Consider the following 22,867-nt stretch of genomic DNA (forward strand, 5'->3'; position numbering starts at 1 on the left):
CCTTCATTAAAAAGGCTCCTTCTTTTATTGTGATCATTTTGTTATTTCGTTTATGTTACCATAAGAAAAGAAAATGGTTTATAGGGTGAAAGGAAGATCAAATATATGGGCCGATTAGTATTAATTGATGGATTTAATTTATTAAGTAGAGGTTATTTTGCGACAGCCTATGGAAAGTCTGAAGACCAGCTTTCGCAAACGCCTGAAGGGTTATATACGAATGCTTTAAGGGTGAAGCTGCAAAAAATCATTTCTCTTGTAAAGGAGTATGAACCGACGCATTTTGTTGTTACATGGGATGTGAAACGGAATGAAGTAAAGCGTAAAGCGCTCTATGAAGAATATAAAGGAACGAGGGAAGATTTACCAGGTCCTCTTATTCAGCAATATGAAACGGCTGTGAATTTGTTTAAGGCAACAGGAATCCCGCAGATAAGTGTAGAAGGATTTGAAGCAGATGATGTAATGGGAACACTCTCCGACCGGTGGACAAAAGAAGGTCTGGGTGATTGTTACATTTATAGTAATGATCGGGATCTTCTTCAGCTTCTGAATCCTTCTGTTTCACAAATTATTGCGATTCGCAAAGAAGGCGATAGGGTATACACAGAAGAGCATTTCAAAACAGAGTATGGAATTACACCCGATCAGTGGATTGATGTGAAAGCATTACTTGGAGATAAGAGTGATAACATTCCAGGTGTTGCCGGAGTAGGGGACAAGGCTGCTTTACCGCTAATTCAGCAATATGGTTCCGTTCAAGGGGTATATGAGAACATTAGCGAACTAGACAGTAAATTTAATCGGTATCGTAAAAAGCTTATAGATGGCGAGGAGTTCGCGAAATTAAGTCTTGAACTTGTGACAATTGAGCGCGCGATTCCTGATCTTGATGATTATTCGTTTGCTAATTGCAGGTTAGATATGGATTTAGATCGGTTTAAAGATGAGCTGGATCATCTCGGATTGAGAATCCGCATGTAGAAATAATGGTTGGTTAACAAATCCTAAATAAAAAAAGCGCCTTGGATTGAAAAGGCGCTCATTTTAATTAGGATTTGATAGAAGATAAGGACGTTTTTATCATTTGTTTTGCTGAATCGCTTTTCGCGCTAGCTCGTCAGCCATTTTATTTTTTGAGCTTGGGATCCATTTAATGAAACAAAGGTCGAATTGATCAACTAACGCCAAGCATCGAATTAAGTAGGGTTGATAACCTTTGTTTTTGACATATCTGCCGTCGACTGCGCTACTGACTAGCTGTGAATCTGTCCGAACGGAGATTGTGCGGAACTGTTTATCTATACAAAGCGTAAGAGCGTGAATTAACGCTTCAAATTCTGCTTCATGGTTTGTGAGCGTGCCAAGCGGGAGAGAAGATCGAATGACACTTCCTTCTGCTTTAACGAAAACACCTGCTCCAGAGGGACCAGGGTTACCTGCGCTTGCTCCATCTACATACACTTCAATCATGTGCCTTTCCTCCCCTGTGGGCTGGTCTTGTTGTATTTTATCATAATCATGTTCGTAGAGAGAAGACATACATTTAAGGTAAAAGGAGAAAACTGTTAAGAAGGGACTGTGTGTAGGAGTGAAAAGTATGAAAAAGAAAGAAGTTATGATGGAAGTAGGGTTAATCCTAGATACATATTGTCAGGATTGCTTGCTCAAAAGAGTCAATCAACATGATTACGGTAAATGTCATGCCCAAAAGTTTTGTATTACCGAATGTACAGTTGGAGAAGAATTGAAGCAATTAGGTAAACATTTGACATAGGGAGGGCATAGTCATGGATGTTATAGTGAAATGGAAATACAAAACGCCAAGAGGCCTTTCCTCCTGGATGACGTCAGACGAAGTGCCATTTAATGAAGCGCTTCTTTTGGCACGTGATATTGCTAAAACTGGTCGATCCATCGACCTTTACTTTCTTGATAATAGGGGAACGAAATGGTCTGTTAAGGAATTGGAAACATACATGACCAAAAAACAAGAGCGACCAGCTTCAATTGAGGTTATTTTCGACGGTAGTTTTGATAAAGAAACAAAGAAGGCTGGATGCGGAGCGGTTATTTATTATTATGAGGGTAGGCAGAGAAAACGCATACGAATAAATAAAGCGATGGATTATCTTGAAAATAATAATGAGGCCGAATATGCATCGTTATGGTTAGGTCTTCAAGAAATAAAATCAATCGATGTTGAGGATACAGAGATCCTCATCAAAGGTGATTCCCAGGTGGTGATTAACCAGCTTGGAGGAGAATGGGCCGTGTATGAACCACTCTTAACGAGGTGGATGGATCGCATTGAAGATACGCTACGTGATCTTAGACTTCAACCTGTGTACAAGCATATTTCTCGCGAAGAGAATAAAGAGGCGCATCGTTTAGCCAAACAAGCGCTTAAGGGTACAGAAATTAGTAGTTCCATTGAAGTTGATAACGAATAAGAGAAGCAGCGCAATGCTGCTTCTCTTATTCGTTTGCTTCTCTTAACTGCGTTTCACATTTTTCGATTAATTCACTAGAAAATTCATAGAACTGTTCATTCGTTCCCGATTTATGTGAGAGCGCTTGTTGGAACTGTTCTTTCGCTTGATTTATCGCATCCTGTGCCGCTTGTAACTGGTTACCATTCATGCTTTTCGTTGCCTGGCCGACGAGGTGCTGAGCTGATTTAATGGACATTTCAATTTGTTGCAAATCAGAATATGGTTCTGACATACTATCCCACCTTTACGATTCATTCAAGAATAGTATGACCATGAGTCTGCTTTTTAAACCAAAGGGTTTATCGTGATTTAGCGTCTATCTCATCGGAAAATGACATGAAAAAAGGAACTGATGATTTCATCAGTTCCTTTTGAAAATTATATTTTAGAGTTTGTTTACGTTAGCAGCTTGAGGTCCGCGATTTCCTTCAACGATTTCGAAAGAAACGTCTTGGCCTTCTTCAAGTGTTTTGAAACCTTCATCATTGATTGCTGAGAAGTGTACGAATACATCGTCAGCTCCGTCGATTTCGATGAAACCGAATCCTTTTTCTGCATTAAACCATTTTACTTTACCGTTTTGCATGTTTGTTCCTCCTAAAAGCTTAGCACAATCTTTGTGCACTTTAAAATTCAACCATTCACTGGAACATTGAATAAGAGATATTCGATGTGTACGAGATTAGTGCACGAAAAATCGAAATCAAAGTCTCAATCAAATATCCTATGTGATAAATGGTTAACTACAATATAACGTCTCATTAGAAAAATGTCAAGACTATCAACTGATTAAAACATAATCCTTAACGGGAAGAATAAAGTTGGGTAAGATGGAAATTGGAAAGATGCATTCTTACATATGGAGGGGTTCTATGAAGCCGGAAGTAAAATTCAAAAGTGATATTGATATTGCACAGGAATCTAAGATGACTCGCATCTCTACAATTGCCGAGCAGCTAGGATTATATGAGAATGAATGGGAACCTTATGGTCATTATAAAGCAAAGATTTCATTAAATGCGATGAAACGTTTGAATGAAAAGCCCTCTGGAAAAGTCGTCCTTGTAACAGCGATCAATCCTACTCCTGCAGGGGAAGGGAAAAGCACTGTAACAGTTGGTTTAGCGCAGGCATTAAATCGAATCGGTGAAAAAGCCATCGTTGCCATGAGAGAACCTTCACTTGGTCCGAGTATGGGGATTAAAGGAGGTGCAGCTGGAGGTGGTTATTCGCAAGTAATGCCGATGGAAGATATTAACCTCCATTTTACTGGAGATTTACATGCGATAACGTCTGCACATAATGCTTTATCTGCTCTTATCGATAACCATATTCATCAAGGAAATGAAATTGGTTTTGATACGAGGCGTGTCACTTGGAAGCGCGTTGTGGATTTAAATGACCGAGCATTACGTAATGTCATTGTTGGTCTAGGCGGCCCTACACAAGGTGTACCTCGTGAAGATGGGTTTGATATTACAGTAGCCTCTGAAATCATGGCGATTCTATGTCTAGCTTCAGACATAACTGATTTAAAGAAACGTCTTTCATCAATTGTAGTAGGATATAGCATGTCAAAAGAGCCGATTACTGTTGGGGATTTAGGTGTAGAGGGAGCGATTACACTTCTTTTAAAAGATGCGATGAATCCGAATCTTGTTCAAACGTTGGAGAATACTCCAGCCCTAATCCACGGTGGCCCTTTTGCTAATATTGCTCATGGATGTAACAGCGTGGCAGCAACCAAAATGGCGCAAAAGCTTTCTGACTATGTGATTACTGAAGCAGGATTTGGGGCTGATCTCGGAGCTGAAAAGTTTTTCGATATTAAAACTAGAGCTGGCGATATTGATCCTGCAGCAACCGTAATTGTAGCAACCATTCGAGCCCTTAAAATGCATGGCGGAGTACCAAAAGATAACCTAAAAAAAGAAGATGTTGGTGCGCTAAAAGCTGGACTATCAAATCTGGAACAGCATGTCTCTTCAATAAAAAAATTTGGTGTACCATATGTTGTTGCCATTAATCGGTTTCTAACAGACACGGATCTAGAAATGAATACTCTCTTAGAATGGTGTAAAGAAAATGATATCCCTGTAGCGCTAACAGATGTATGGGCACGAGGAGGAGAAGGCGGCGTAGAGCTCGCAGAAACGTTATTAAACGAAATGGAACGAACTGAAAATCAGTTTAAGCCTCTTTATGATCTTGATTGTTCAATGACTGAGAAAATCGAAACGATCGCTAAAGAAATTTACGGTGCTTCGGGGATAGAATTGTCCTCTAAAGCTAAGAAACAAATGAAAGAATTCGAAGAAAATGGTTGGGGGAAACTTCCTGTTTGTATGGCAAAAACACAATATTCTCTTTCGGATGACCCTTCGTTACTCGGAAGACCTTCTGGCTTTACGATAACCATTCGCGAATTCCGTCCTTCCATTGGAGCCGGATTTATCGTAGCATTAACCGGGAACGTAATGACGATGCCTGGATTACCTAAAAAACCAGCGGCCCTTAACATGGATGTTTCTGAAGACGGAACAGCAATTGGGCTTTTCTAGAAAGAGTGGATATACGATGTCGAATACAGCTTTAACAAAAAAATTAATACGTGATTCAAGAACGACCAAATCAAGCTTCGTACTACCTTCTGACACAAATACACATGGAACCTTGTTTGGTGGAAAGCTAATGTCTTACATAGATGACATTGCTGCCATAGCTGCATCTAAGCACGCTAGATCAGCAGTAGTTACTGCATCAGCTGACTCAATTGATTTCCTTAGTCCTATTCGTGAAGGTGAAGTAGTCAGCTTAGAGGCCTATGTAAGTTGGACACACAATACTTCAATGGAAGTGTTTGTGAAAATATTTGCCGAAAATGTGTTAACAGGAAGAAAGAAAGTGTGCGCAACGTCCTTCTTAACTTTCGTTGCTCTAGATGAAGAGAGTATACCTGCAAGAGTGCCTGAAGCAATGCCTGAGACAGAAGAAGAAAGATTTGTGAATGATGGTGGACTAGAGCGTATGAAGGCAAGAAAAGCGAGAAGAAAACACTCGCAAACATTAGCCAGTGAATTTGGTTCATTTTCTTAAGAAATAAGCTGCTTTTACTTAAATTATCGATTGTGTCTCATTCGACTGGTTATCAAAGAGCATGAATGAGCTAAAAATCAACTGCGTTAAACATAGCTAAAAAAGATCTGCAAATATGCAGATCTCATGTTTCAAACCCGAGAATAAAATTGTTTTGCCGATCCTGAATTTGCTGTTGCGCTCGATTAAGGGCGTCACGCTGTTCAGGATTTGCACTGTGAATCATTTTATCTAATTCTCCGGACATTCGCTCAAGTAATTGCTGTGTTTCAGTATAGCTATTATCAGTAATGGCTGATTGCTGTTTGGTAGCAAGCTGAAGCTGTTCATCGGCATATTCAACTAGCTCATGAGCGTTTTTTAACATTTCCTCTAGTTTTCGGTATGTGGACAATGTGCACATCTCCTTTTCGTAATTGGTCACGATTAGTATTGACAGGAAAGACACTTTTATGAGAAACAAGGGGAAATTCCGGCTGTGGAAGTGATATACTAAGACAAGCAAAAAGAAAGGCGTGAATCAAGTTGGCAAGTGAATTATATGCAGGAGAAATGGCGACGCTACGTGTCGCACGTATACAAGAATACGGATATTTTCTAACAAATGGATTCGAAGACGTTATGCTTCATAAAAAAGAAGCTAAAAATAACTATGAAGAAAATGATGAAGTTGAGGTGTTTTTGTACCATGATCATCAGGGGAGACTTTCAGCAACTGAAACAATACCAACTGTTACAGTTGATTCTTTTTCGATTCTAAAGGTCGTAGAAGTGAAAAGAAGCCTTGGGGTTTTTGTTGATATTGGTATTCAAAAGGACATGTTGTTATCAAAAGATGATTTACCTTATGATTGGGCAACTTGGCCAGCAATTGGTGATGAATTGTATTGCGGACTAAAGCTCGATAAAAAGCAGCGTCTATTTGCAGATTTAAGTAAATTTGAAGAAATACAGGAGCTTTCTAAATCAGCACCGGCAGAATGTAAAAATGATGAAGTAGAAGGCCTGGTTTTTCGCTTTCTAGAAGACGGTGTTTCAATTTTAACCAATGAAGGATATCTTGCTTATCTTCATAAGGATGAGATGAAGGATCAAGTGAGACTTGGCCAGCGTCTTACAGTGAGGATCACGTTTGTTAGAGAAGATGGACGTATAAATGTATCCACAAGACCACTTGTTAAAGAAGCAAGACTTGAGGACTCTGAACGTTTAGTTGCTTATATGCAAGAGCGTGACAATCGGATGCCATATACAGACAAAAGTGATCCAGAAGCCATAAAGAGTGAGTTTAACATCAGTAAAGCTGCTTTTAAGCGAGCTATGGGGAAACTTATTAAAGAAAAGAAAATTGAACAAAAAGACGGTGTAACGTTCCTTAGAACGTAATATGACATCTTTTTCTTCGTGTAATGGGTGCTTACGAGCGGATACTATATGTAAGCTCCTAGAAAGGGGGCATGTCATTGGACATTACTGACTATGACAAAGCTCTATATTACACACATCATTGTGCTTGCATTGAATTAAGTATCCTGATGATGAAGACAGAAGACGATATTCTTTCGAAGCGAATTGAGCATTTTGTTCATGCGTTTATACGTGAAACTGAATTTTTGAAGGTGAAAGAAGCGCGAGACACACTTCTTACCTATATAGACTATGTGTATCGAATGGAACCTGAAATGAGCGATATGACAGCAATAAATCAGACTTTTGACTGACCCTAAACTACCCGGGTCAGTTTTTTTTTGTGGCATAAAAAGGTTTAAAATTGTCGAATAGGGTATAATTGTAGTAAAAAATAAGGAGCAGGTGAGAAATATGAATCAACAGCAGCTGCACAGTGTACTTGAAAGCATGCGATTACCCAATGGAGCTTATGTTGCAAGTACATCCGATGATTACGACTACGTTTGGATCAGAGATGTATGCTATGCGGTTATGCCATATTTAAATTCAAAGTGTTCACGATATGAAAAAGCTTATCATGCGCTGCTCACATTATTGAGAAAGTATGAATGGAAAATCGATATTCATACGGAGCAGAAACCACATTACTTACATGAATACATTCATGCCAGATACACAAGAGATCTTGAAGAAATTCCTGTTGAATGGGGTCATGCACAAAATGATGCAATAGGAATATTGCTGTTTGGTATAGGACAAGGAATTCAAAATGGAAAGCCTATGCTAAGGGACAAAGTCGATCATCGCATCGTTCAGAAGCTTGTCGACTACTTAGAATGTCTAGAATACTGGAAAAGCCCAGACAACGGCATGTGGGAAGAAAATGTAGAAGTTCATGCATCAAGTGTCGGAGCATGTGTTGCAGGATTAAAAGCAGTAAATACGCTCGTTAATGTTCCCTCTTATATGATTGAAAAGGGTCAGGAAGTCCTAAATGAACTTCTGCCTTGTGAGAGCGAAACGAAAGAAGCCGATTTAGCGCTATTATCCTTAATTTATCCTTTAAATGTTGTAACAAGAGAACAAGCCATTCAAATTGTAGATCGTATCACGGGACAACTCGAGCGAAAACGCGGAGTTATTCGTTATGAAAACGATGTTTATTATAATGAAGGTAGTGAAGCAGAGTGGTGCTTCGGATTTCCTTGGCTCGGTTTATGTTATGAGCAGCTGGGTGAACTAGATAAAATGAATGAATATTGGACGAAAACCATGAGTATTACACCTGAAAGTGGTAAAATCCCAGAACTTTATATTGGTGGTACTGATATTCCAAATAAAAACACTCCCCTTGCATGGTCTATTTCGATGGCATACCAGCTACAGGTTCGAATGAACGAAATGCAAGAGAATGTATCATAACTTAAAAAAGTTTTTTTCAAAAATGATATGTTCGCTTATATTGTTGCTCATTCGATTGAAACGTTCATTAATATAGCCATTCTAAAGGTTGCGGTTTATCCGCAACCTTTTTTCTATGAGATATGAATCAAAAAGCATTTTTTATGAAATATTATTCCGTTATTTGTCGAAAAAAGCATGTATTTTTCGACAAATATTTTTTTTGAAGGAATGACCATATTACATGTCGAATCTTTAGGATGTAGAGGATAACTATGGTGGAATCCCTATATTTATCAATGAGAGCGAGGTGCCGCAATGACTGTATCGATGCCGACAGATTACGATCGGTATTTATTTCATCAGGGAAATTTATTTCAGGCTTATCGTTCAATGGGCGCCCATTTAAGGGAAGAAGACGGACGATTTGGAGTCAGGTTTACAGTCTGGGCTCCTCACGCTGCAGCCGTATCTGTAACAGGGAATTTTAATCAATGGGATCCCACATCGCATCGAATGGAGAAAATCGAAGAGTCCGGTCTCTGGTCGTTATTTGTAGAAGATCTATCAGAAGACGAACTCTACAAGTATGCTGTCGAAACAGGTGCAGGCGAGATTCTAATGAAATCTGATCCGTATGCATTTTATTCAGAGTTAAAACCGAAGACAGCATCTATTGTTAAAAAAGTCGATGAGTATGATTGGCAAGATGCAAAATGGATGAACAAAAGAAAGAAAACGGCTCCTTATGATAGCCCGCTGTCGATTTATGAAGTTCATCCAGGGTCCTGGCGTAGAAAAGAGGACGGCTCTTATTATTCTTATCGGGATCTTATGGACGAGCTCATTCCTTACGTAAAGGAACTCGGTTACACGCACATTGAACTAATGCCCGTTATGGAGCATCCTTTTGATCGATCTTGGGGATATCAGATTACCGGCTATTTTTCTGTAACAAGTCGGTTTGGACAACCGGATGATTTAAAAGCATTTATTGATCGATGTCACCAAGAAGACATTGGTGTACTGCTTGATTGGGTACCTGCTCATTTTTGCAAAGATGCGCATGGACTAGGTCAATTTGATGGAGGTCCTGTTTTTGAGCCATCTGATCCCGCTCGTGCTGAGCGACATAATTGGGGAACGTACAATTTTGATTATAGTAAACCAGAAGTTGTCAGTTTTCTTATTTCAAATGCGTTGTTCTGGTTTGACTACTACCATATAGATGGTTTAAGAGTGGATGCTGTATCACAGATGTTACTTTATCATCATGACCATGAAAGTGGTGGCGTTGAAGGCGAGAACTCTGCAGCCAAGGAATTCATTCAGAAACTAAATCGGACGGTATTTGAACAATACCCGAATGTGCTGATGATGGCAGAAGAATCAACCGACTACCCGCTTGTAAGTGCTCCGATCCATGAAGGTGGGCTCGGCTTCAATTATAAATGGAACATGGGATGGATGAATGACGTACTGAAGTATATGGAGCTCCATATGGATGATCGAAAGCATCATCACAATTTATTAACTTTTTCGTTTTTTTACGCTTTTTCTGAGAATTATCTTCTTCCTCTTTCTCATGATGAGGTCGTACATGGGAAGAAGTCATTGTTGAATAAAATGCCAGGTGATTATTGGCAGAAGTTTGCCAATCTTCGAACGCTTTACGGGTACATGATGGCTCATCCAGGAAAGAAACTGCTTTTTATGGGTGGAGAATTTGGTCAGTACGATGAATGGAAAGATTTATCTGAACTAGACTGGATGGTTTTGGACTATGACATGCATAGTAAGGTGAATGCCTATGTAAAAGATTTGAACCACTTTTACCTTGATTCAAGGGCCATGTGGCGAATTGATCATGAATCAGAAGGATTTGAATGGATTGATGCGAACGATAACTCACAGTCCGTTCTAACGTTTATGAGAAAAGGAAAAGCGAAGGGCGATTGTGATATCGCCATCATTAATTTTTCTCCTAATGTCTACTATGATTATCGCATTGGTGTTCCATCTTCCGGTACTTATATCGAAATGTTTAATAGCGATCAAGAAAAGTATGGTGGTTCAGGTCAACTTAACGCAGAAATCTTACAAAGCGATAGAAAACCGTATCACAATCAGCCTTGTAGTCTAATGCTTAAAGTACCACCACTTGGAATTGTTATTCTCGGCAAAAAAAATAAAAGCAACCTTGAAAGGAGAAATCGCTATGTCTAAAAAGCGTTGTGTCGCTATGCTACTTGCAGGAGGTCAAGGGACAAGACTTGGAAAGTTAACAACACGTCTTGCTAAGCCAGCAGTCCCGTTCGGAGGGAAATACCGTATTATTGATTTCACCCTCAGTAACTGTAGTAATTCAGGAATTGATACGGTAGGGGTTCTGACGCAATATCAGCCTTACATATTGAATTCGTATATTGGAATCGGGAGTTCTTGGGACCTTGACCGAAAAAATGGAGGTGTATCTGTTCTACCACCATATATGGGACAAAAAGGTGGCGAATGGTATCGCGGCACAGCGAATGCGATTTACCAGAACATGTACTACATTAAACAATATGATCCTGAGTATGTTCTAGTTATTTCAGGTGACCACATCTATAAAATGGATTACTCTGAAATGTTGGATTACCATGAACAGCGCAATGCAGATGCCACAATTGCTGTGCTTGAAGTGCCATGGCATGAAGCAAGTCGCTTCGGAATCATGAACACGGATGATGAAGATCGTATTGTCGAGTTTCAAGAAAAGCCTGCTGAACCGAAAACTAACCTTGCCTCTATGGGGATTTACATTTTTAACTGGAAAGCGCTTGAGAAATATTTAACCGAAGATGAGCAAAAGTCAGATTCATCAAATGACTTTGGTAAAGATATCATTCCGGCTATGATTGAAGATGAAAAGAACGTTTTCGCATATTCGTTCAACGGTTATTGGAAAGACGTTGGTACGTTACAAAGTTTATGGGAAGCCAATATGGATTTACTTGATGATGATCCAAGCTTAATTCTAAATGATCCTGCCTGGAAAATTTATTCAGTTAACCCGAACCAACCACCTCAATATATCGCACCTCAAGCAAAGGTAACGCGTTCTCTTGTTAATGAAGGATGTGTTGTATATGGAGAAGTGTATCGTTCCGTATTGTTCTATGGTGTGCATGTTGGCCTTGGAAGCACAATTAAAAATTCGATCATAATGCCAAATGTGAAAATTGGCGCGAATGTAACGATTGAGAACGCTATCGTAGAAAGTGGAACGGTAGTAGAAGATGGCATGACACTAGGATCAAGCGATGGTTCGATCTCGTTAATTGCAGATGGCGAAATTGTATCGGTACCAAAATAGAGTAGGGGGATGAAACGATGAAAAAAGTAGTAGGAGTTATTAACCTCGTAGATGAAAAGAACACGCTGAGTGAGTTAACCAATCATCGGAGCTTTGCCTCTGTTCCATTTGCAGGGCGGTATCGACTCATTGATTTCTCATTATCGAATTTAACAAACGCAGGAGTGAATACAGTTGCCGTATTCACTCGTGAAAAATACCGTTCTTTATTTGACCATTTAGGATCCGGACGCGAGTGGGATCTAGATCGTCATCAAGGAGGTCTTTTCTTTCAGCCTCCAGCAGATGAAGAGCGCAGAAGCACTGGAGATATTCACTCTTTTCATGAAAACCTTTCCTTTTTCAAAAGAAGCCTTTCCCATTACGTTCTCGTAACAAATGGTCAGCTCGTTTGGAATATTGATTTCGATCAGATTATTGAAGAACATGAATCTCAGAACGCCGATATCACTGTTGTCTACAAGCCGTGTGATGATCCTTATACGAGCGGAAGTCATTACAATGTGCTTTATACAAACGATGATGAGCGCGTTGATCGCTTAAACCTTGGGGTTGAGCCTCTTCCAGGAGATAACGTTTATTTAAACACTTTTCTGATGAAATCTTCTCTTCTCATTTCCCTCGTGGAAGATAGTATTGAATCAGGTAAGCATCAATCAATTAATGAAGCAATTGCCGCAAGTCTGGATCGCTATCATGTGCATGCGCACCATTTCGGTGGATATGTAACATTTATTGATAGTGTTGAAAGCTACTATCGCTATAGCATGGAGATGCTTGATCCAAACGTGACGCAGGAACTATTTTACAATACTGGCCCGATTTATACGAAGGTAAAACACGAATCACCGGCTAAATACCTTGAAAGCTCCACCGTATCGAACTCATTAATCGCAAACGGTTGTACGATATCAGGGACAGTCGAAAATAGTATTTTATTTAGAGGTATCCGCGTTGGAAAAGGGGCTGTGATTCGAAATAGCATTATCATGCAAAAGTGCGAAATTGGTGAAGGAGCCGTTATCGAGAATGTGATTCTTGATAAAGACGTATCCGTTTCGCCTAATGAGACAGTGACTTCTGAAGATCAGCCGAGAGTTATTGCTAAATCCACCGTCATCTAGTAGGAGGAAGTTGAAATGAATGTATTATTTGCCGCTTCTGAAGGTCATCCCTTTATCAAAACAGGGGGATTGGGCGATGTAATAGGCGCCCTTCCAAAGGCCCTTCAAAAGCAGGGAGCGAATGTATCCGTAATTTTACCTAAATATCAAGATATGAATGAAACGTACAAAAGTCAGCTTGAACTGAAAGAAACGATCACAGTTTCTGTAGGTTGGCGCGATAAGTATTGCGGAATTGAAATGCTCAAGCTTGATGGAATTACCTATTATTTCATTGACAATGAGTATTATTTTAAGCGTAGCGGTAGCTATGGTTATTTTGATGATGGAGAACGCTTTTCATTCTTCTGTAAAGCTGTATTAGAAGCGATTCCGTATTTAGAAGAGCAACCGGACATTCTTCATTGTCATGATTGGCAAACAGGGATGATTCCTGTTTTGAAAAAAGCTCATTACCGAAATCATCCTTATTATGAAGGGATGAAAGTGGTATATACCATCCATAACCTTCGTTACCAGGGAGTGTTTCCAAAAACAATCCTTCATGATTTGCTCGACTTAAGTGAACTCCACTTCAATAATGAAGGTGTGGAATTTCATGGGAACGTTAGCTTTATGAAAGGCGGACTGCTTTATGCAGATTATATTACAACGGTAAGTCCTGCCTACGCAGAAGAAATTAAGCAACCATACTTTGGTGAATACTTGGATGGTGTTATGAGAAAAAGAGAAGATGAATTTGTTGGGATTATTAATGGAATTGATACAGAACTTTATGATCCTGCTACAGATACAGCACTTTCTTATTCCTATCACGCAACACATTTACTTAAAGAAAAAAACAAAACAGATCTTCAGAAAAAGCTGGGCTTACAAGTAGGAGAGGGAATACCTGTCCTGGCTCTTATCACAAGACTCGTAGAACAAAAAGGAATCGATCTTTTCTTTAGAGTTCTTCCTCAAATCATGGAGGAAAAGGTTCAGGTTGTCGTTCTTGGAACGGGTGATGAGCACTACGAGCATATGCTGCGAGAGGCTGAAGCTCGTTACCCAGGCAGGTTTAGCGCGAATATTTACTTCGATGACGGGGTTGCTAGACAGCTTTATGCTGCCTCCGATTTATTCCTAATGCCTTCTCAATTTGAGCCATGTGGAATCAGTCAGCTGATTGCTTTAAGATACGGGAGTCTACCGATCGTTCGAGAAACAGGCGGGTTAAAAGACACCGTACTACCTTATAACCAATTTACCGGTGAAGGCCACGGTTTTAGCTTTGCGAACTACAATGCTCACGAAATGCTAGATACAATTAATCTTGCTCTAGATCTTTATCATCATAATGAAATCACATGGAGAAAATTAGTCGTGCGAGCGATGCGTCTTAATTACTCATGGGAAGCTTCATCAGCGAAATACATGAATTTGTACAATAATCTATTAAAGTAACGCTTATATATTCCGATAAGAGAAGCAGGGGAATTATTCCTCTGCTTCATTTTTGATTCGGAAAGTGACCAGGCTTAATTGATGAGTCATTTGAACGAGTCAAAACGTGTGAATTAACGATGATTCTTACCAACTATTACATAGACAGATTATGACTTAGATAGGAGAAAGACCCTTATGTATACATGCTCAAAATGCACCGCGATACCAGATATTCCTTCTTCTGGTTACTTAGAAATCGTTACAGCTGTGCCGCAACTTCAACGAAGTTTAAATGAATTGATGTTCCAAAGTGAATCTTTGAATTCTCTTACAGTCTCCTATCAAAATTCGGAATCCCTGCTTGAAATTTGTCATCGCATCAGTTCTCATTTTAATGATGCGGCAAAACAAATGTTTTTTTGTGGAACGGGAACAGTGGATGAAATAAAGAGCAGCTCAGTTCTTTCATTTCCTCAATTTTATTCAAGGCTCAAACATCCAAATTTCATAGAGGTTATAAGGAATTCTCTCTTTACTAGCCACATGCAGCCCATCATTACGCTTGATAATAATGATATTAAAGGGTATGAACTCTTGATGCGGCCGACTAATGAGCGCTATCCTTTTTATCCAAATGAATTATTCGATATGGCTAGACAATCTGGTCTTCAAGCCTTTCTTGACAGCGCTGCAAGAATTGCTTCTATTAAAATTAGTGCGTCGCATCTTTCAAAAGGCATTAAACGCTTCATTAATTTTCTCCCTTCTTCGATTTATGATCCAGCTCATTGCTTACGAACAACTTTCCAAACTGTTGAAGCGTACAATCTCGATCCAAGAGATTTAGTATTTGAAGTAGTAGAAACTGAAAAGATTGACGAAGTAGATCATTTAAAACAAATCTTTCGCTCATATCAGCAAGAAGGAATGAAAATGGCGCTAGATGATGTAGGCACTGGATACGCTACGAAAGAAATGCTCCTTCAGTTGAAGCCCGACTATGCGAAGATTGATCGCAGTGTTATTTCTCATTGCGATCAAGATTCTGAAAAACAAGAGAAACTGATCGAAATGATTTATCTATCAAAGGAAGAGGGGATTACGTTACTCGCGGAAGGAATTGAACGTAAAGAAGAAGCTGATTTTTGTAGGCAAATGGGAATACCGCTTGGACAAGGCTATTATTTTGGGCGTCCGGCTGAACGACCAATAGATTCAATACAAGTTTAATATTAAAAGAAGGGGTTTCCCTTCTTTTTCTTATGGAAATTTCTTCTCAAAACCGATATGCTTACGAAAGATTACTAAATTGAGGTGACAGGATGCTAACTTTTTATCGGCGTTATGCGCGAACAGCTTTTGATATTGGACTTATCGTGTTAACGGTTTTTTTAATTATGCTTGTCTCGAGTTTCTTATTTGAAATTGCAGCACCGATTATCGTAGGGTACATTATTTTTCTAGTTATCGAACCTTTCGCTCGGTTTCTAAATCGGAAGGGAATAGGCAAAACAGCTGCAACTACTATATCCACGCTTGTTTTCGTATTAATCGTGGTGAGCGTAGTCTTTCTAGCAGGCGCGATTTTTGTTCTTCAATTGCAAAACTTAATCAGCCTTATTCCTGGATACGTTGCGAAATTCCAGGATCAAATTATGAACTATGTGCATTGGGGGCAGCTCCAGTTAAACGCCTTACCTCCAGATGTACTAGAGAAGGCGCAAGATTTTTCACTAACGCTTGTTGAGAAAGCATCCATTATGTTGACGACTTTATTAAATAGCGTGTTTGCTTTTGTGACGTCCATTCCAACGCTTGTGATTAATTTCATTATTGGAATTGTTCTCGCGTATTTTTTAAGTATTGAGATTGAAATGTGGAAGCGAATTGCGGCGAAGCGAACACCAAATACATTTAAGACGGCTTATTTCTTCCTGAAGGAAAATGTATTAAGCGGAATCGGAGCGTATTTAAAAGCGCAGCTAAAGCTTATTACGATCACATTTGTACTCGTTCTATGCGGGCTATGGATATTAAGAGTGGATAATGCATTCACACTCGCGCTTTTATCTGCTTTTTTCGATCTTCTTCCGCTTCTTGGCGTTTCGGCGATCTTCATACCATGGGCAATCTATCTTCTTGCGGTAGGACAAACCTCTCTCGCAGTATCCCTATTGATTCTACTTGGGGTGGTTATGCTAGTGAGACAAATCATGGAGCCGAAAATTACGGGAGATTCACTAGGTGTATCTGCGTTTACAATTCTTTCATTTATGATTATTTCTCTTTCACTATTTGGAATTGCAGGAGTCGTATTATCACCGATTTTGCTCATTCTCATTAAAGCGTTATATGATCACGGATATTTAAGTAAATGGATCCATCTTCCTAGTGAGGAATTCATAGATCCAGAGGAAAGACGGTAGGAAGGAAGAACGGAAGTGAAGCGATTAGGAAGCTTAATTATCATAACAATCTTTATTAGTGTGTTAATAGGTGTATTTCTTCAGAAAACACCAGATTCTTTTTCCCAACCGCTGAAAAAATCTGAAGTTCCAGAGGAATATATCGACCTTTACAGAGAAGCTGGTGAAGAATACGACGTTCAATGGGAGCTTTTAGCAGCGGTACATCGCGTTGAAACAAAATTCTCGACGATGTCAACATTAGAAAGCCCTAAGGGTGCCATCGGCCATTACCAGTTTATGCCGTTAACCTGGATTGGTTGGAGCTATGGGGGTAGTCGTCTTGGAGAACTGGATAAGGATGATCTAGTTGATATTACAAATTTAGATCTTATTCAAAAGTACGGTGGGTATGGGAAAGACGGAAATGGAGACGGTAAGGCAGATCCATATAATCTGACGGATGCTGCTTATACTGCCGCTAGCTACTTATCTGCTAATGGTGCAAGTGAGGGGAGACTGAAGAGTGCCTTATTCGCTTATAATCAGAGTGATGAGTATGTGGATGAGGTGCTTTCATTTTATAAAGAATACAGAGAAAATGTTTCTGTAGTGAAGTTAGATCCTTAATTCAATGTAATGGTACAGCGCTGTTACATATGATAAAATCACGATTAGAAGGGGGCGATTGCATGAAGATTGTTTCAATCGAACCGACACCAAGTCCAAATTCGATGAAAATTAACTTAAGTGAAGAGCTAGAAGCTGGAGACACAAGGCAGTATAAGCTTGATACTGACATATCTAATGCTCCAGATTATATTCAAAAATTAATGGCCGTTCCCGGTGTGAAAGGTCTTTATCATGTGATGGATTTTATCGCGCTAGAACGGAATGCCAAATATTCATGGGAAGAGATCCTTCCAAAAGCTCGTGAGGCATTCGGAGAGATTAATGAAGAATCCGTCGCGACAAATCAGTCGTCGATAGAAGACTTTGGAGAAGTGAATGTGTTTATTCAAATGTTTCGCGGTATTCCAATGCAGGTGAAGCTTGTAGAAGGTGAGACTGAGCATCGTTTTGGTTTGCCTGACCGATTTATGGAAGCTGCTATGAAAGCCTCTTCAGCTTCTGAAAACATGGTGATGGAACGTGAATGGAAAGAACAAAGTCCACGGTACGGATCACCTGAAGAAGTTGGACAAGAAGTTACCGAAGAAATAGCGGCGACGTATAGTGAAGAGCGTCTTTCGGATCTTGTTACTGCAGCATTCTCAGATCAAAATGCTTCTCCAAAGCAAGAGAAAAAGGTCGTTACACTAGAAATGCTAGATGACTCAGATTGGAAAGTAAGATACGCAGCACTTGATCGCATGGATCCAGAAATGAATGATTTGCCGGTACTGGAGAAGGCGCTACACGATGAAAAAGCTTCTGTACGCCGCCTGGCGGTTGTTTACCTTGGTATGATTGAATCAAAGGATGTTCTTCCGCTTCTTTATAAAGCTTTGCGTGATAAATCTGTTACGGTTAGGCGGACAGCCGGCGACTGCATGTCAGATTTAGGTCATGTTGAAGCCATTCCTGAAATGATAGAATCGTTGCAAGATCGAAATAAGCTTGTTCGTTGGAGGGCCGCTATGTTTCTATATGAAGTTGGCGATGAAACGGCGATTCCAGCACTTGAGCAAGCAATGGACGATCCAGAATTTGAAGTGAAGATGCAGGCGGGTATGGCATTAGAACGGATAAAAGGCGGAGAAGAAGCTAAAGGCTCTGTCTGGCATCAAATGACTCAAGCAAGAAAATCGAATTAACGGAGGTATAGGATATGAATCCATACGAAGAATATATGCGCCAGATGGCACAGCCGATGCGAGATGAGTTAACATCAGCTGGTTTTGAAGAGTTAACGACTGAGGAAGAAGTATTCGGCTTTATTACAGAAAAAAAGGGAACATCACTTGTTTTCATTAATTCTGTTTGCGGATGTGCAGCAGGTCTTGCTCGACCAGCTGCTCGCGAAGCGATTGAACATGACAAAAAACCTGAGCATCTTGTGACGGTTTTTGCAGGACAAGATCGTGAAGCAACAGGTAAAATGCGTGAATATTTGGAAGGATATGAGCCGTCATCACCTTCTATCGCTCTCTTAAAAGACGGCCAGGTGCTTCATTTCATTCCTAGAGAAGAAATCGAAGATCATGAAGTGGAAGAAATCGTTGCGAATTTGACAGGAGCTTTTGAACAATATTGTTAAAGACAAACTCCACTCACTCGAGTGGAGTTTTGTCTCTACTTAATGGGAGGGAATTGAGAATGGATCACATATTTGAACTACAAGGAAGCTGGAAGGGTGGACTTTCTGGCGAAGGTAAGATTCAGACTGAAAACCTAACAACAGAAGTATCGATCCCTACGTCGATGGGCGGCGGAGAGAAAGGAACAAATCCTGATGAGTTACTGTTAAGTTCATCAGCCGCTTGTTATTTCATGACCATTGGACTTTATTTGGAGCGTAATCACATTCCTTTCGAAGATGTTAAAATTTCCTCTAAGCTTAAAGTAAGTGGTAACGGAAAGCTGCACGTAGAGTCAATTCACCATTACCCAGTCATCTATCTTGCAGAAGAGCCGGATGAAGAATTGACAGAGCGTATTCATTCCATTGCTCATCGTGCAGAAGAGGGATGTATGATTACAAGAGCGATTAAAGGAAATGTTAATGTAGTTGTAGAACCAGCTATTAAAAAAGTGTGAGGTTTTTCACTGTCATAAACTTTTTACTGTAGTATGCTAACAACGTCGTGTTTTTTGGGCATGCTCATCTTAGGAGAAAATGGTCAATCTATCGAATGAGCTAACGGAACTTATGTGAAAATGGAAAGCACACTCTTTGCATTTCTTGAGAATTTTATTATAATAATATTTTGGAACGGAAGAGTGACTGGCCACACGGTAACAGTGAAATAAAGGAGATAGAAGTATGAATAAAGACTATCGCGTATTATTGTTTTATAAATATGTACAAATTGATCAACCGGAAGAATATGTAGAAGAGCATCTTGCCTTCTGTAAGGAGCACAACCTGAAGGGAAGAATTCTAATCGCGGAAGAGGGCATTAATGGCACTCTTTCTGGAACAGTAGAAGAAACGCAGCAATATATGGATATGATGCATGCGGATGAGCGCTTTGCTGATTTGTTCTTTAAAATTGATGAAGCGACTGAACATCCATTTAAAAAAATGCATGTTCGCTTTAGATCAGAGCTAGTGACACTTAGACTTGATGATGATCATAATCCGAATGAAGTTGGCGGAAAGCACTTGAAGCCAGCAGAGTGGCGCGAAGCGATGCAGCAGGATGATGTGATTATTCTTGATACCCGAAATGATTACGAGTATGATGTCGGTCATTTCCGTGGTGCCATTCGACCAGATATTAAGAATTTCCGAGATCTTCCTGAGTGGGTTCAAGAAAACCTTGCAGACCAAAAAGATAAGAAAATCCTAACCTACTGCACAGGCGGGATTCGCTGTGAAAAGTTCACTGGCTGGATGGTTAAACAAGGTTTTGAAGATGTTAACCAGCTTGATGGTGGAATTGTTACTTATGGTCAGGATGAAGAGACGAAAGGTGAACTATGGGATGGACAGTGCTATGTGTTTGATGGCCGAATAACTGTTCCGATTAATCAAAAAGACCACACTGTGGTCGGTAAAGATTACTTTACGGGTGAACCTTGTGAACGCTATGTTAATTGTGCAAGGCCTGAATGTAATAAGCAAATTATTACATCTGAGGAGAACGAGCATAAATATTTACGAGGCTGTTCACATGAGTGTCGCACATCGCCACGTAATCGTTACGTAGCAGAGCACGGATTAACTCAAGAAGAAGTCGATGAGCGTTTGCAAAAACTCATGCAGGAGCATATCGGGCAAGAAGTATAATCGAAAAAGCTAGCTGTCCATTTGACAGCTAGCTTTTATTTGTCATATCTTATTTTGTTTACTTTAAGAAGGTGATCTACCTTGGAGAGACGGTGCTTTTCAATTTTCTCCATGTATTCATGAAGCGCTAACTCCATCTGACAAAGAGCTTGAAACAAATCGCGATGGCGTAATTCTTTGTTTTCTTGTGAAAGTGCGATATATCCTGTAAGTAAATCTGGCAGTTCAGTTGAAAGCATTCTTTTCACAATATGACGTTCTTCAAGGTCAAGCGGTTCAAGTTCGGGTGAGATTTGCTTGAATAATTGAATGAGTCTAACTGTTCTAGAATAAATAACCCCGTTGATTAACGGATGTGTCGAAATTCGTTCAAGCTGATTAATCTGTTCCTTCAAGAGGGGATCAATTGACCCTGTTTCTGATTGGGAAGCAATGGATCCTAGTAACGCTAAATCTAAAAGCTTCATTCGTTGAAAAATTCCTGTGAAAAATGGTGATCGTTTTATACTGCGTTTGATGATTCGACCACGATCATTAATGAGAATGGTACCTTGTTTACATTTACCTGCGTCTTTTTTCTCAATGATTTGTCGTTCCCATTGGATAAAAAACTTCTTAGGAGTTGACGTTCTGTTTTTTTGACTATCATATCCAGAGAAAAGGATGAGATTTCGCCTGATTTTTAAATAAATCGTAAAACCTCTCTCAGTACGCTTCCATTTTTGTGGCTTATTCTCCGAAGGATCGAGTTTATCTATAAATTCATCTAACAATTGTTCAGCATATGAAAGGAAGCTTGTGGTGCTCGCATCCTGAAGAAGTGATGCTTCCACCGTTTTAAATTGCGGTGGTAAAAGCTTTTCAAGCCACTGGGGTTCAGAAGAATCGAAAAGCCCCATGCCATTACCTCCTATCGTCAAAGTCGATCGGCTGCCTCAGAGAGCTGTTTCTGCCTCTCTGTTGAGCTATCTAATTTGGATTTCATTTCTTTATTTAATTGATCCATTTCTGTTATAAACTTCTTCCCACTATCGATAATACGTACGTTTGATTTTTCTGTTAAATCAATGGCTTCAAACACATCTTGATAAGCTTTGCGGAAGGATTCAATCGCAATCGCTGGCTTTTCAAGTGTTTTAACCGTTTCTTCTGTATTTTGTTTCAGCATCTCAGCGTTTTTCAGAAGCATCGATTCGGTTGCCTGGTTCACATTTTGTACAGCTGAAATCACTTTTTGTTGGTTTCCGAGAGCCAGCTGAATGGAAGCTGTTACGGTAATGATGTTTTTGGTCATCGTCACTGCATTAAAAATAGCTTCTTCTAGCTTTTCGTTGTTTTCCATGATCAAATCAACCGATGCCATGGATTGTCTTAAGACCATGACAGCCTGTGACATATTTTTCACTCGGCTAACGACTTTTTGTTGAGCCTTTTGTAGGGGAAGAGGGTTCTCTTTCCATTCGTCTTTAGCGGCTTCCTCCTCAAGCATCGTCATAAGCGTCTGACCTAGCTCCATCTGATCTTCCAGTCCGACAATGCGGTCTTTTGCTACATCCTTTAGTTCTTTTAACATAACATTATCTTCTTGTAGCTTATCTTTACCAGTTAAAAGTGATTCAACAATAACTTCTACTTGGGATTCGACCGTTTTGTATTTCTTCGCATATTGCTCGACTTCGTTTCGCCCCATTACTCGATTTAGCAGTTTATTGAATTTACTCTTTTGCAAATAAGAGGGCTCTAAGTCTGAGACATGCTCTCTGAGTTTGTGTAAGTTATCAGGTAAGTCGTTATTCGGTTGGTCAATCATGCCCTTTACAGGACGCTTCAATGCTTCAAGGGATTCCCCAGCGTTGCGCTGGGCATCTTCACCAAGCCCTGATAATGACTGGAGAATCTTATCTGTATCGTCTTCATGATAAAAGCTTTGAATGATCTCTTCAGCCTTTTCACGTTGTGAGTTGATTTTCTCAGGTTGATTACTCATATATGTCACTCCTTCAATTGAATGAATTCGTTAAATTATTCTTCTATCATTCTATACGAATAGATTTCGTGAAAAGTTTCAAAACACCTTCAGCAAAACAATTCCCTTTGAGTGAATCGAGCAAACTCACCTAACTGAAATAGTTGAAAGATGCAAAGTAGGGTGGTATGTTTTAAACGGAATTACTTGTAAATTAGTGATAGGAAGT

25 protein-coding genes are annotated in these 22,867 nt (G+C 39.7%); 19 read left to right on the forward strand and 6 right to left on the reverse strand.

What is annotated here, in order from left to right; genetic code table 11:
• Positions 1 to 105 precede the first annotated feature (105 nt).
• A complete protein-coding gene (locus tag AC0VYJ_RS10675) occupies positions 106 to 984 on the forward strand; it encodes a 5'-3' exonuclease (RefSeq protein ID WP_475367333.1) in 879 nt (292 codons plus the stop codon).
• Positions 985 to 1,083: 99 nt separating this feature from the next.
• Here the strand turns inward: AC0VYJ_RS10675 and AC0VYJ_RS10680 are convergent, their stop codons facing one another.
• Positions 1,084 to 1,473 (reverse strand): reverse transcriptase-like protein, encoded by a 390-nt coding sequence (locus tag AC0VYJ_RS10680; RefSeq protein WP_194221543.1) that lies wholly within the window; start codon positions 1,471 to 1,473, stop codon positions 1,084 to 1,086.
• Positions 1,474 to 1,600: 127 nt separating this feature from the next.
• On the opposite strand from AC0VYJ_RS10680, the gene AC0VYJ_RS10685 reads away from it, so the two are divergent.
• Together AC0VYJ_RS10685 and AC0VYJ_RS10690 are read left to right on the forward strand one after the other, a co-directional pair.
• Positions 1,601 to 1,777 carry a zinc-finger domain-containing protein gene (locus AC0VYJ_RS10685; protein WP_430246252.1) on the forward strand — a complete coding sequence of 59 codons (177 nt, stop codon included), beginning with the start codon at positions 1,601 to 1,603 and terminating at the stop codon, positions 1,775 to 1,777.
• A gap of 13 nt (positions 1,778 to 1,790) precedes the next feature.
• Positions 1,791 to 2,453 carry a DUF771 domain-containing protein gene (locus tag AC0VYJ_RS10690; RefSeq protein WP_194221545.1) on the forward strand — a complete coding sequence of 221 codons (663 nt, stop codon included), beginning with the start codon at positions 1,791 to 1,793 and terminating at the stop codon, positions 2,451 to 2,453.
• A 25-nt stretch (positions 2,454 to 2,478) separates the two neighbouring features.
• Here AC0VYJ_RS10690 and AC0VYJ_RS10695 read toward each other — a convergent pair whose 3' ends face one another.
• Together AC0VYJ_RS10695 and cspD are read right to left on the reverse strand one after the other, a co-directional pair.
• Positions 2,479 to 2,727 carry a DUF2564 family protein gene (locus tag AC0VYJ_RS10695; RefSeq protein WP_194221546.1) on the reverse strand — a complete coding sequence of 83 codons (249 nt, stop codon included), beginning with the start codon at positions 2,725 to 2,727 and terminating at the stop codon, positions 2,479 to 2,481.
• Between the two features lie 153 nt (positions 2,728 to 2,880).
• Positions 2,881 to 3,081, reverse strand: a complete 201-nt coding sequence (gene cspD / locus AC0VYJ_RS10700; RefSeq protein WP_194221547.1) for a cold-shock protein CspD — start codon at positions 3,079 to 3,081, stop codon at positions 2,881 to 2,883.
• Positions 3,082 to 3,367: 286 nt separating this feature from the next.
• Between cspD and AC0VYJ_RS10705 the strand changes: the two genes are divergently transcribed.
• Together AC0VYJ_RS10705 and AC0VYJ_RS10710 are read left to right on the forward strand one after the other, a co-directional pair.
• Positions 3,368 to 5,056 carry a formate--tetrahydrofolate ligase gene (locus tag AC0VYJ_RS10705; RefSeq protein ID WP_475367334.1) on the forward strand — a complete coding sequence of 563 codons (1,689 nt, stop codon included), beginning with the start codon at positions 3,368 to 3,370 and terminating at the stop codon, positions 5,054 to 5,056.
• A gap of 16 nt (positions 5,057 to 5,072) precedes the next feature.
• Entirely contained in the window at positions 5,073 to 5,591 is a 519-nt protein-coding gene (locus AC0VYJ_RS10710; RefSeq protein ID WP_194221549.1) for an acyl-CoA thioesterase, read from the forward strand.
• A gap of 124 nt (positions 5,592 to 5,715) precedes the next feature.
• On the opposite strand, the gene AC0VYJ_RS10715 is transcribed toward AC0VYJ_RS10710, so the two are convergent.
• Positions 5,716 to 5,985 (reverse strand): DUF2524 family protein, encoded by a 270-nt coding sequence (locus tag AC0VYJ_RS10715; RefSeq protein WP_404682131.1) that lies wholly within the window; start codon positions 5,983 to 5,985, stop codon positions 5,716 to 5,718.
• Positions 5,986 to 6,116: 131 nt separating this feature from the next.
• Here AC0VYJ_RS10715 and AC0VYJ_RS10720 point away from each other — a divergent pair, with 131 nt between their 5' ends.
• From AC0VYJ_RS10720 to trhO, 14 genes are all read left to right on the forward strand, one after another.
• Complete coding sequence (locus AC0VYJ_RS10720) at positions 6,117 to 6,977, forward strand: CvfB family protein (RefSeq protein ID WP_475367335.1); 861 nt, start codon at positions 6,117 to 6,119, stop codon at positions 6,975 to 6,977.
• Between the two features lie 77 nt (positions 6,978 to 7,054).
• Positions 7,055 to 7,312 carry a YhdB family protein gene (locus tag AC0VYJ_RS10725; RefSeq protein ID WP_194221551.1) on the forward strand — a complete coding sequence of 86 codons (258 nt, stop codon included), beginning with the start codon at positions 7,055 to 7,057 and terminating at the stop codon, positions 7,310 to 7,312.
• 100 nt (positions 7,313 to 7,412) lie between these two features.
• Positions 7,413 to 8,423 (forward strand): glycoside hydrolase family 15 protein, encoded by a 1,011-nt coding sequence (locus tag AC0VYJ_RS10730; protein ID WP_430246260.1) that lies wholly within the window; start codon positions 7,413 to 7,415, stop codon positions 8,421 to 8,423.
• Between the two features lie 297 nt (positions 8,424 to 8,720).
• Entirely contained in the window at positions 8,721 to 10,628 is a 1,908-nt protein-coding gene (glgB, locus tag AC0VYJ_RS10735; protein ID WP_430246262.1) for a 1,4-alpha-glucan branching protein GlgB, read from the forward strand.
• Entirely contained in the window at positions 10,621 to 11,760 is a 1,140-nt protein-coding gene (locus AC0VYJ_RS10740) for a glucose-1-phosphate adenylyltransferase (RefSeq protein WP_194221554.1), read from the forward strand. Before glgB ends, AC0VYJ_RS10740 begins: the two co-directional genes overlap by 8 nt.
• 17 nt (positions 11,761 to 11,777) lie before the next feature.
• The gene (gene glgD / locus AC0VYJ_RS10745; protein WP_475367336.1) at positions 11,778 to 12,884 is read left to right on the forward strand and encodes a glucose-1-phosphate adenylyltransferase subunit GlgD; all 1,107 of its coding nucleotides are present in this window, start codon (positions 11,778 to 11,780) and stop codon (positions 12,882 to 12,884) included.
• Between the two features lie 15 nt (positions 12,885 to 12,899).
• A complete protein-coding gene (gene glgA / locus AC0VYJ_RS10750; protein WP_475367337.1) occupies positions 12,900 to 14,330 on the forward strand; it encodes a glycogen synthase GlgA in 1,431 nt (476 codons plus the stop codon).
• Between the two features lie 177 nt (positions 14,331 to 14,507).
• Entirely contained in the window at positions 14,508 to 15,542 is a 1,035-nt protein-coding gene (locus tag AC0VYJ_RS10755) for an EAL domain-containing protein (protein ID WP_475367338.1), read from the forward strand.
• Positions 15,543 to 15,634: 92 nt separating this feature from the next.
• Positions 15,635 to 16,738, forward strand: a complete 1,104-nt coding sequence (gene ytvI / locus AC0VYJ_RS10760; protein ID WP_194221558.1) for a sporulation integral membrane protein YtvI — start codon at positions 15,635 to 15,637, stop codon at positions 16,736 to 16,738.
• A 15-nt stretch (positions 16,739 to 16,753) separates the two neighbouring features.
• The gene (locus AC0VYJ_RS10765) at positions 16,754 to 17,347 is read left to right on the forward strand and encodes a lytic transglycosylase domain-containing protein (protein ID WP_194221559.1); all 594 of its coding nucleotides are present in this window, start codon (positions 16,754 to 16,756) and stop codon (positions 17,345 to 17,347) included.
• Between the two features lie 62 nt (positions 17,348 to 17,409).
• A complete protein-coding gene (locus AC0VYJ_RS10770; RefSeq protein WP_475367339.1) occupies positions 17,410 to 18,534 on the forward strand; it encodes a conserved virulence factor C family protein in 1,125 nt (374 codons plus the stop codon).
• A gap of 14 nt (positions 18,535 to 18,548) precedes the next feature.
• Positions 18,549 to 18,977: a BrxA/BrxB family bacilliredoxin gene (locus tag AC0VYJ_RS10775; RefSeq protein ID WP_475367340.1), complete on the forward strand. Its 429-nt coding sequence runs from the start codon at positions 18,549 to 18,551 to the stop codon at positions 18,975 to 18,977.
• Between the two features lie 59 nt (positions 18,978 to 19,036).
• Positions 19,037 to 19,477, forward strand: a complete 441-nt coding sequence (locus AC0VYJ_RS10780) for an OsmC family protein (RefSeq protein ID WP_475367341.1) — start codon at positions 19,037 to 19,039, stop codon at positions 19,475 to 19,477.
• Between the two features lie 226 nt (positions 19,478 to 19,703).
• Positions 19,704 to 20,672: an oxygen-dependent tRNA uridine(34) hydroxylase TrhO gene (gene trhO / locus AC0VYJ_RS10785; protein WP_194221563.1), complete on the forward strand. Its 969-nt coding sequence runs from the start codon at positions 19,704 to 19,706 to the stop codon at positions 20,670 to 20,672.
• Between the two features lie 35 nt (positions 20,673 to 20,707).
• On the opposite strand, the gene AC0VYJ_RS10790 is transcribed toward trhO, so the two are convergent.
• Positions 20,708 to 21,571, reverse strand: coding sequence for a hypothetical protein (locus AC0VYJ_RS10790; protein WP_475367342.1), 864 nt, complete (start codon positions 21,569 to 21,571; stop codon positions 20,708 to 20,710).
• Positions 21,572 to 21,588: 17 nt separating this feature from the next.
• Complete coding sequence (locus tag AC0VYJ_RS10795) at positions 21,589 to 22,659, reverse strand: toxic anion resistance protein (RefSeq protein ID WP_430246280.1); 1,071 nt, start codon at positions 22,657 to 22,659, stop codon at positions 21,589 to 21,591.
• Positions 22,660 to 22,867: the final 208 nt, after the last annotated feature.

Source organism: Anaerobacillus sp. 63XJN7_5_ISO-PGPR-S23-430, from assembly GCF_056173695.1.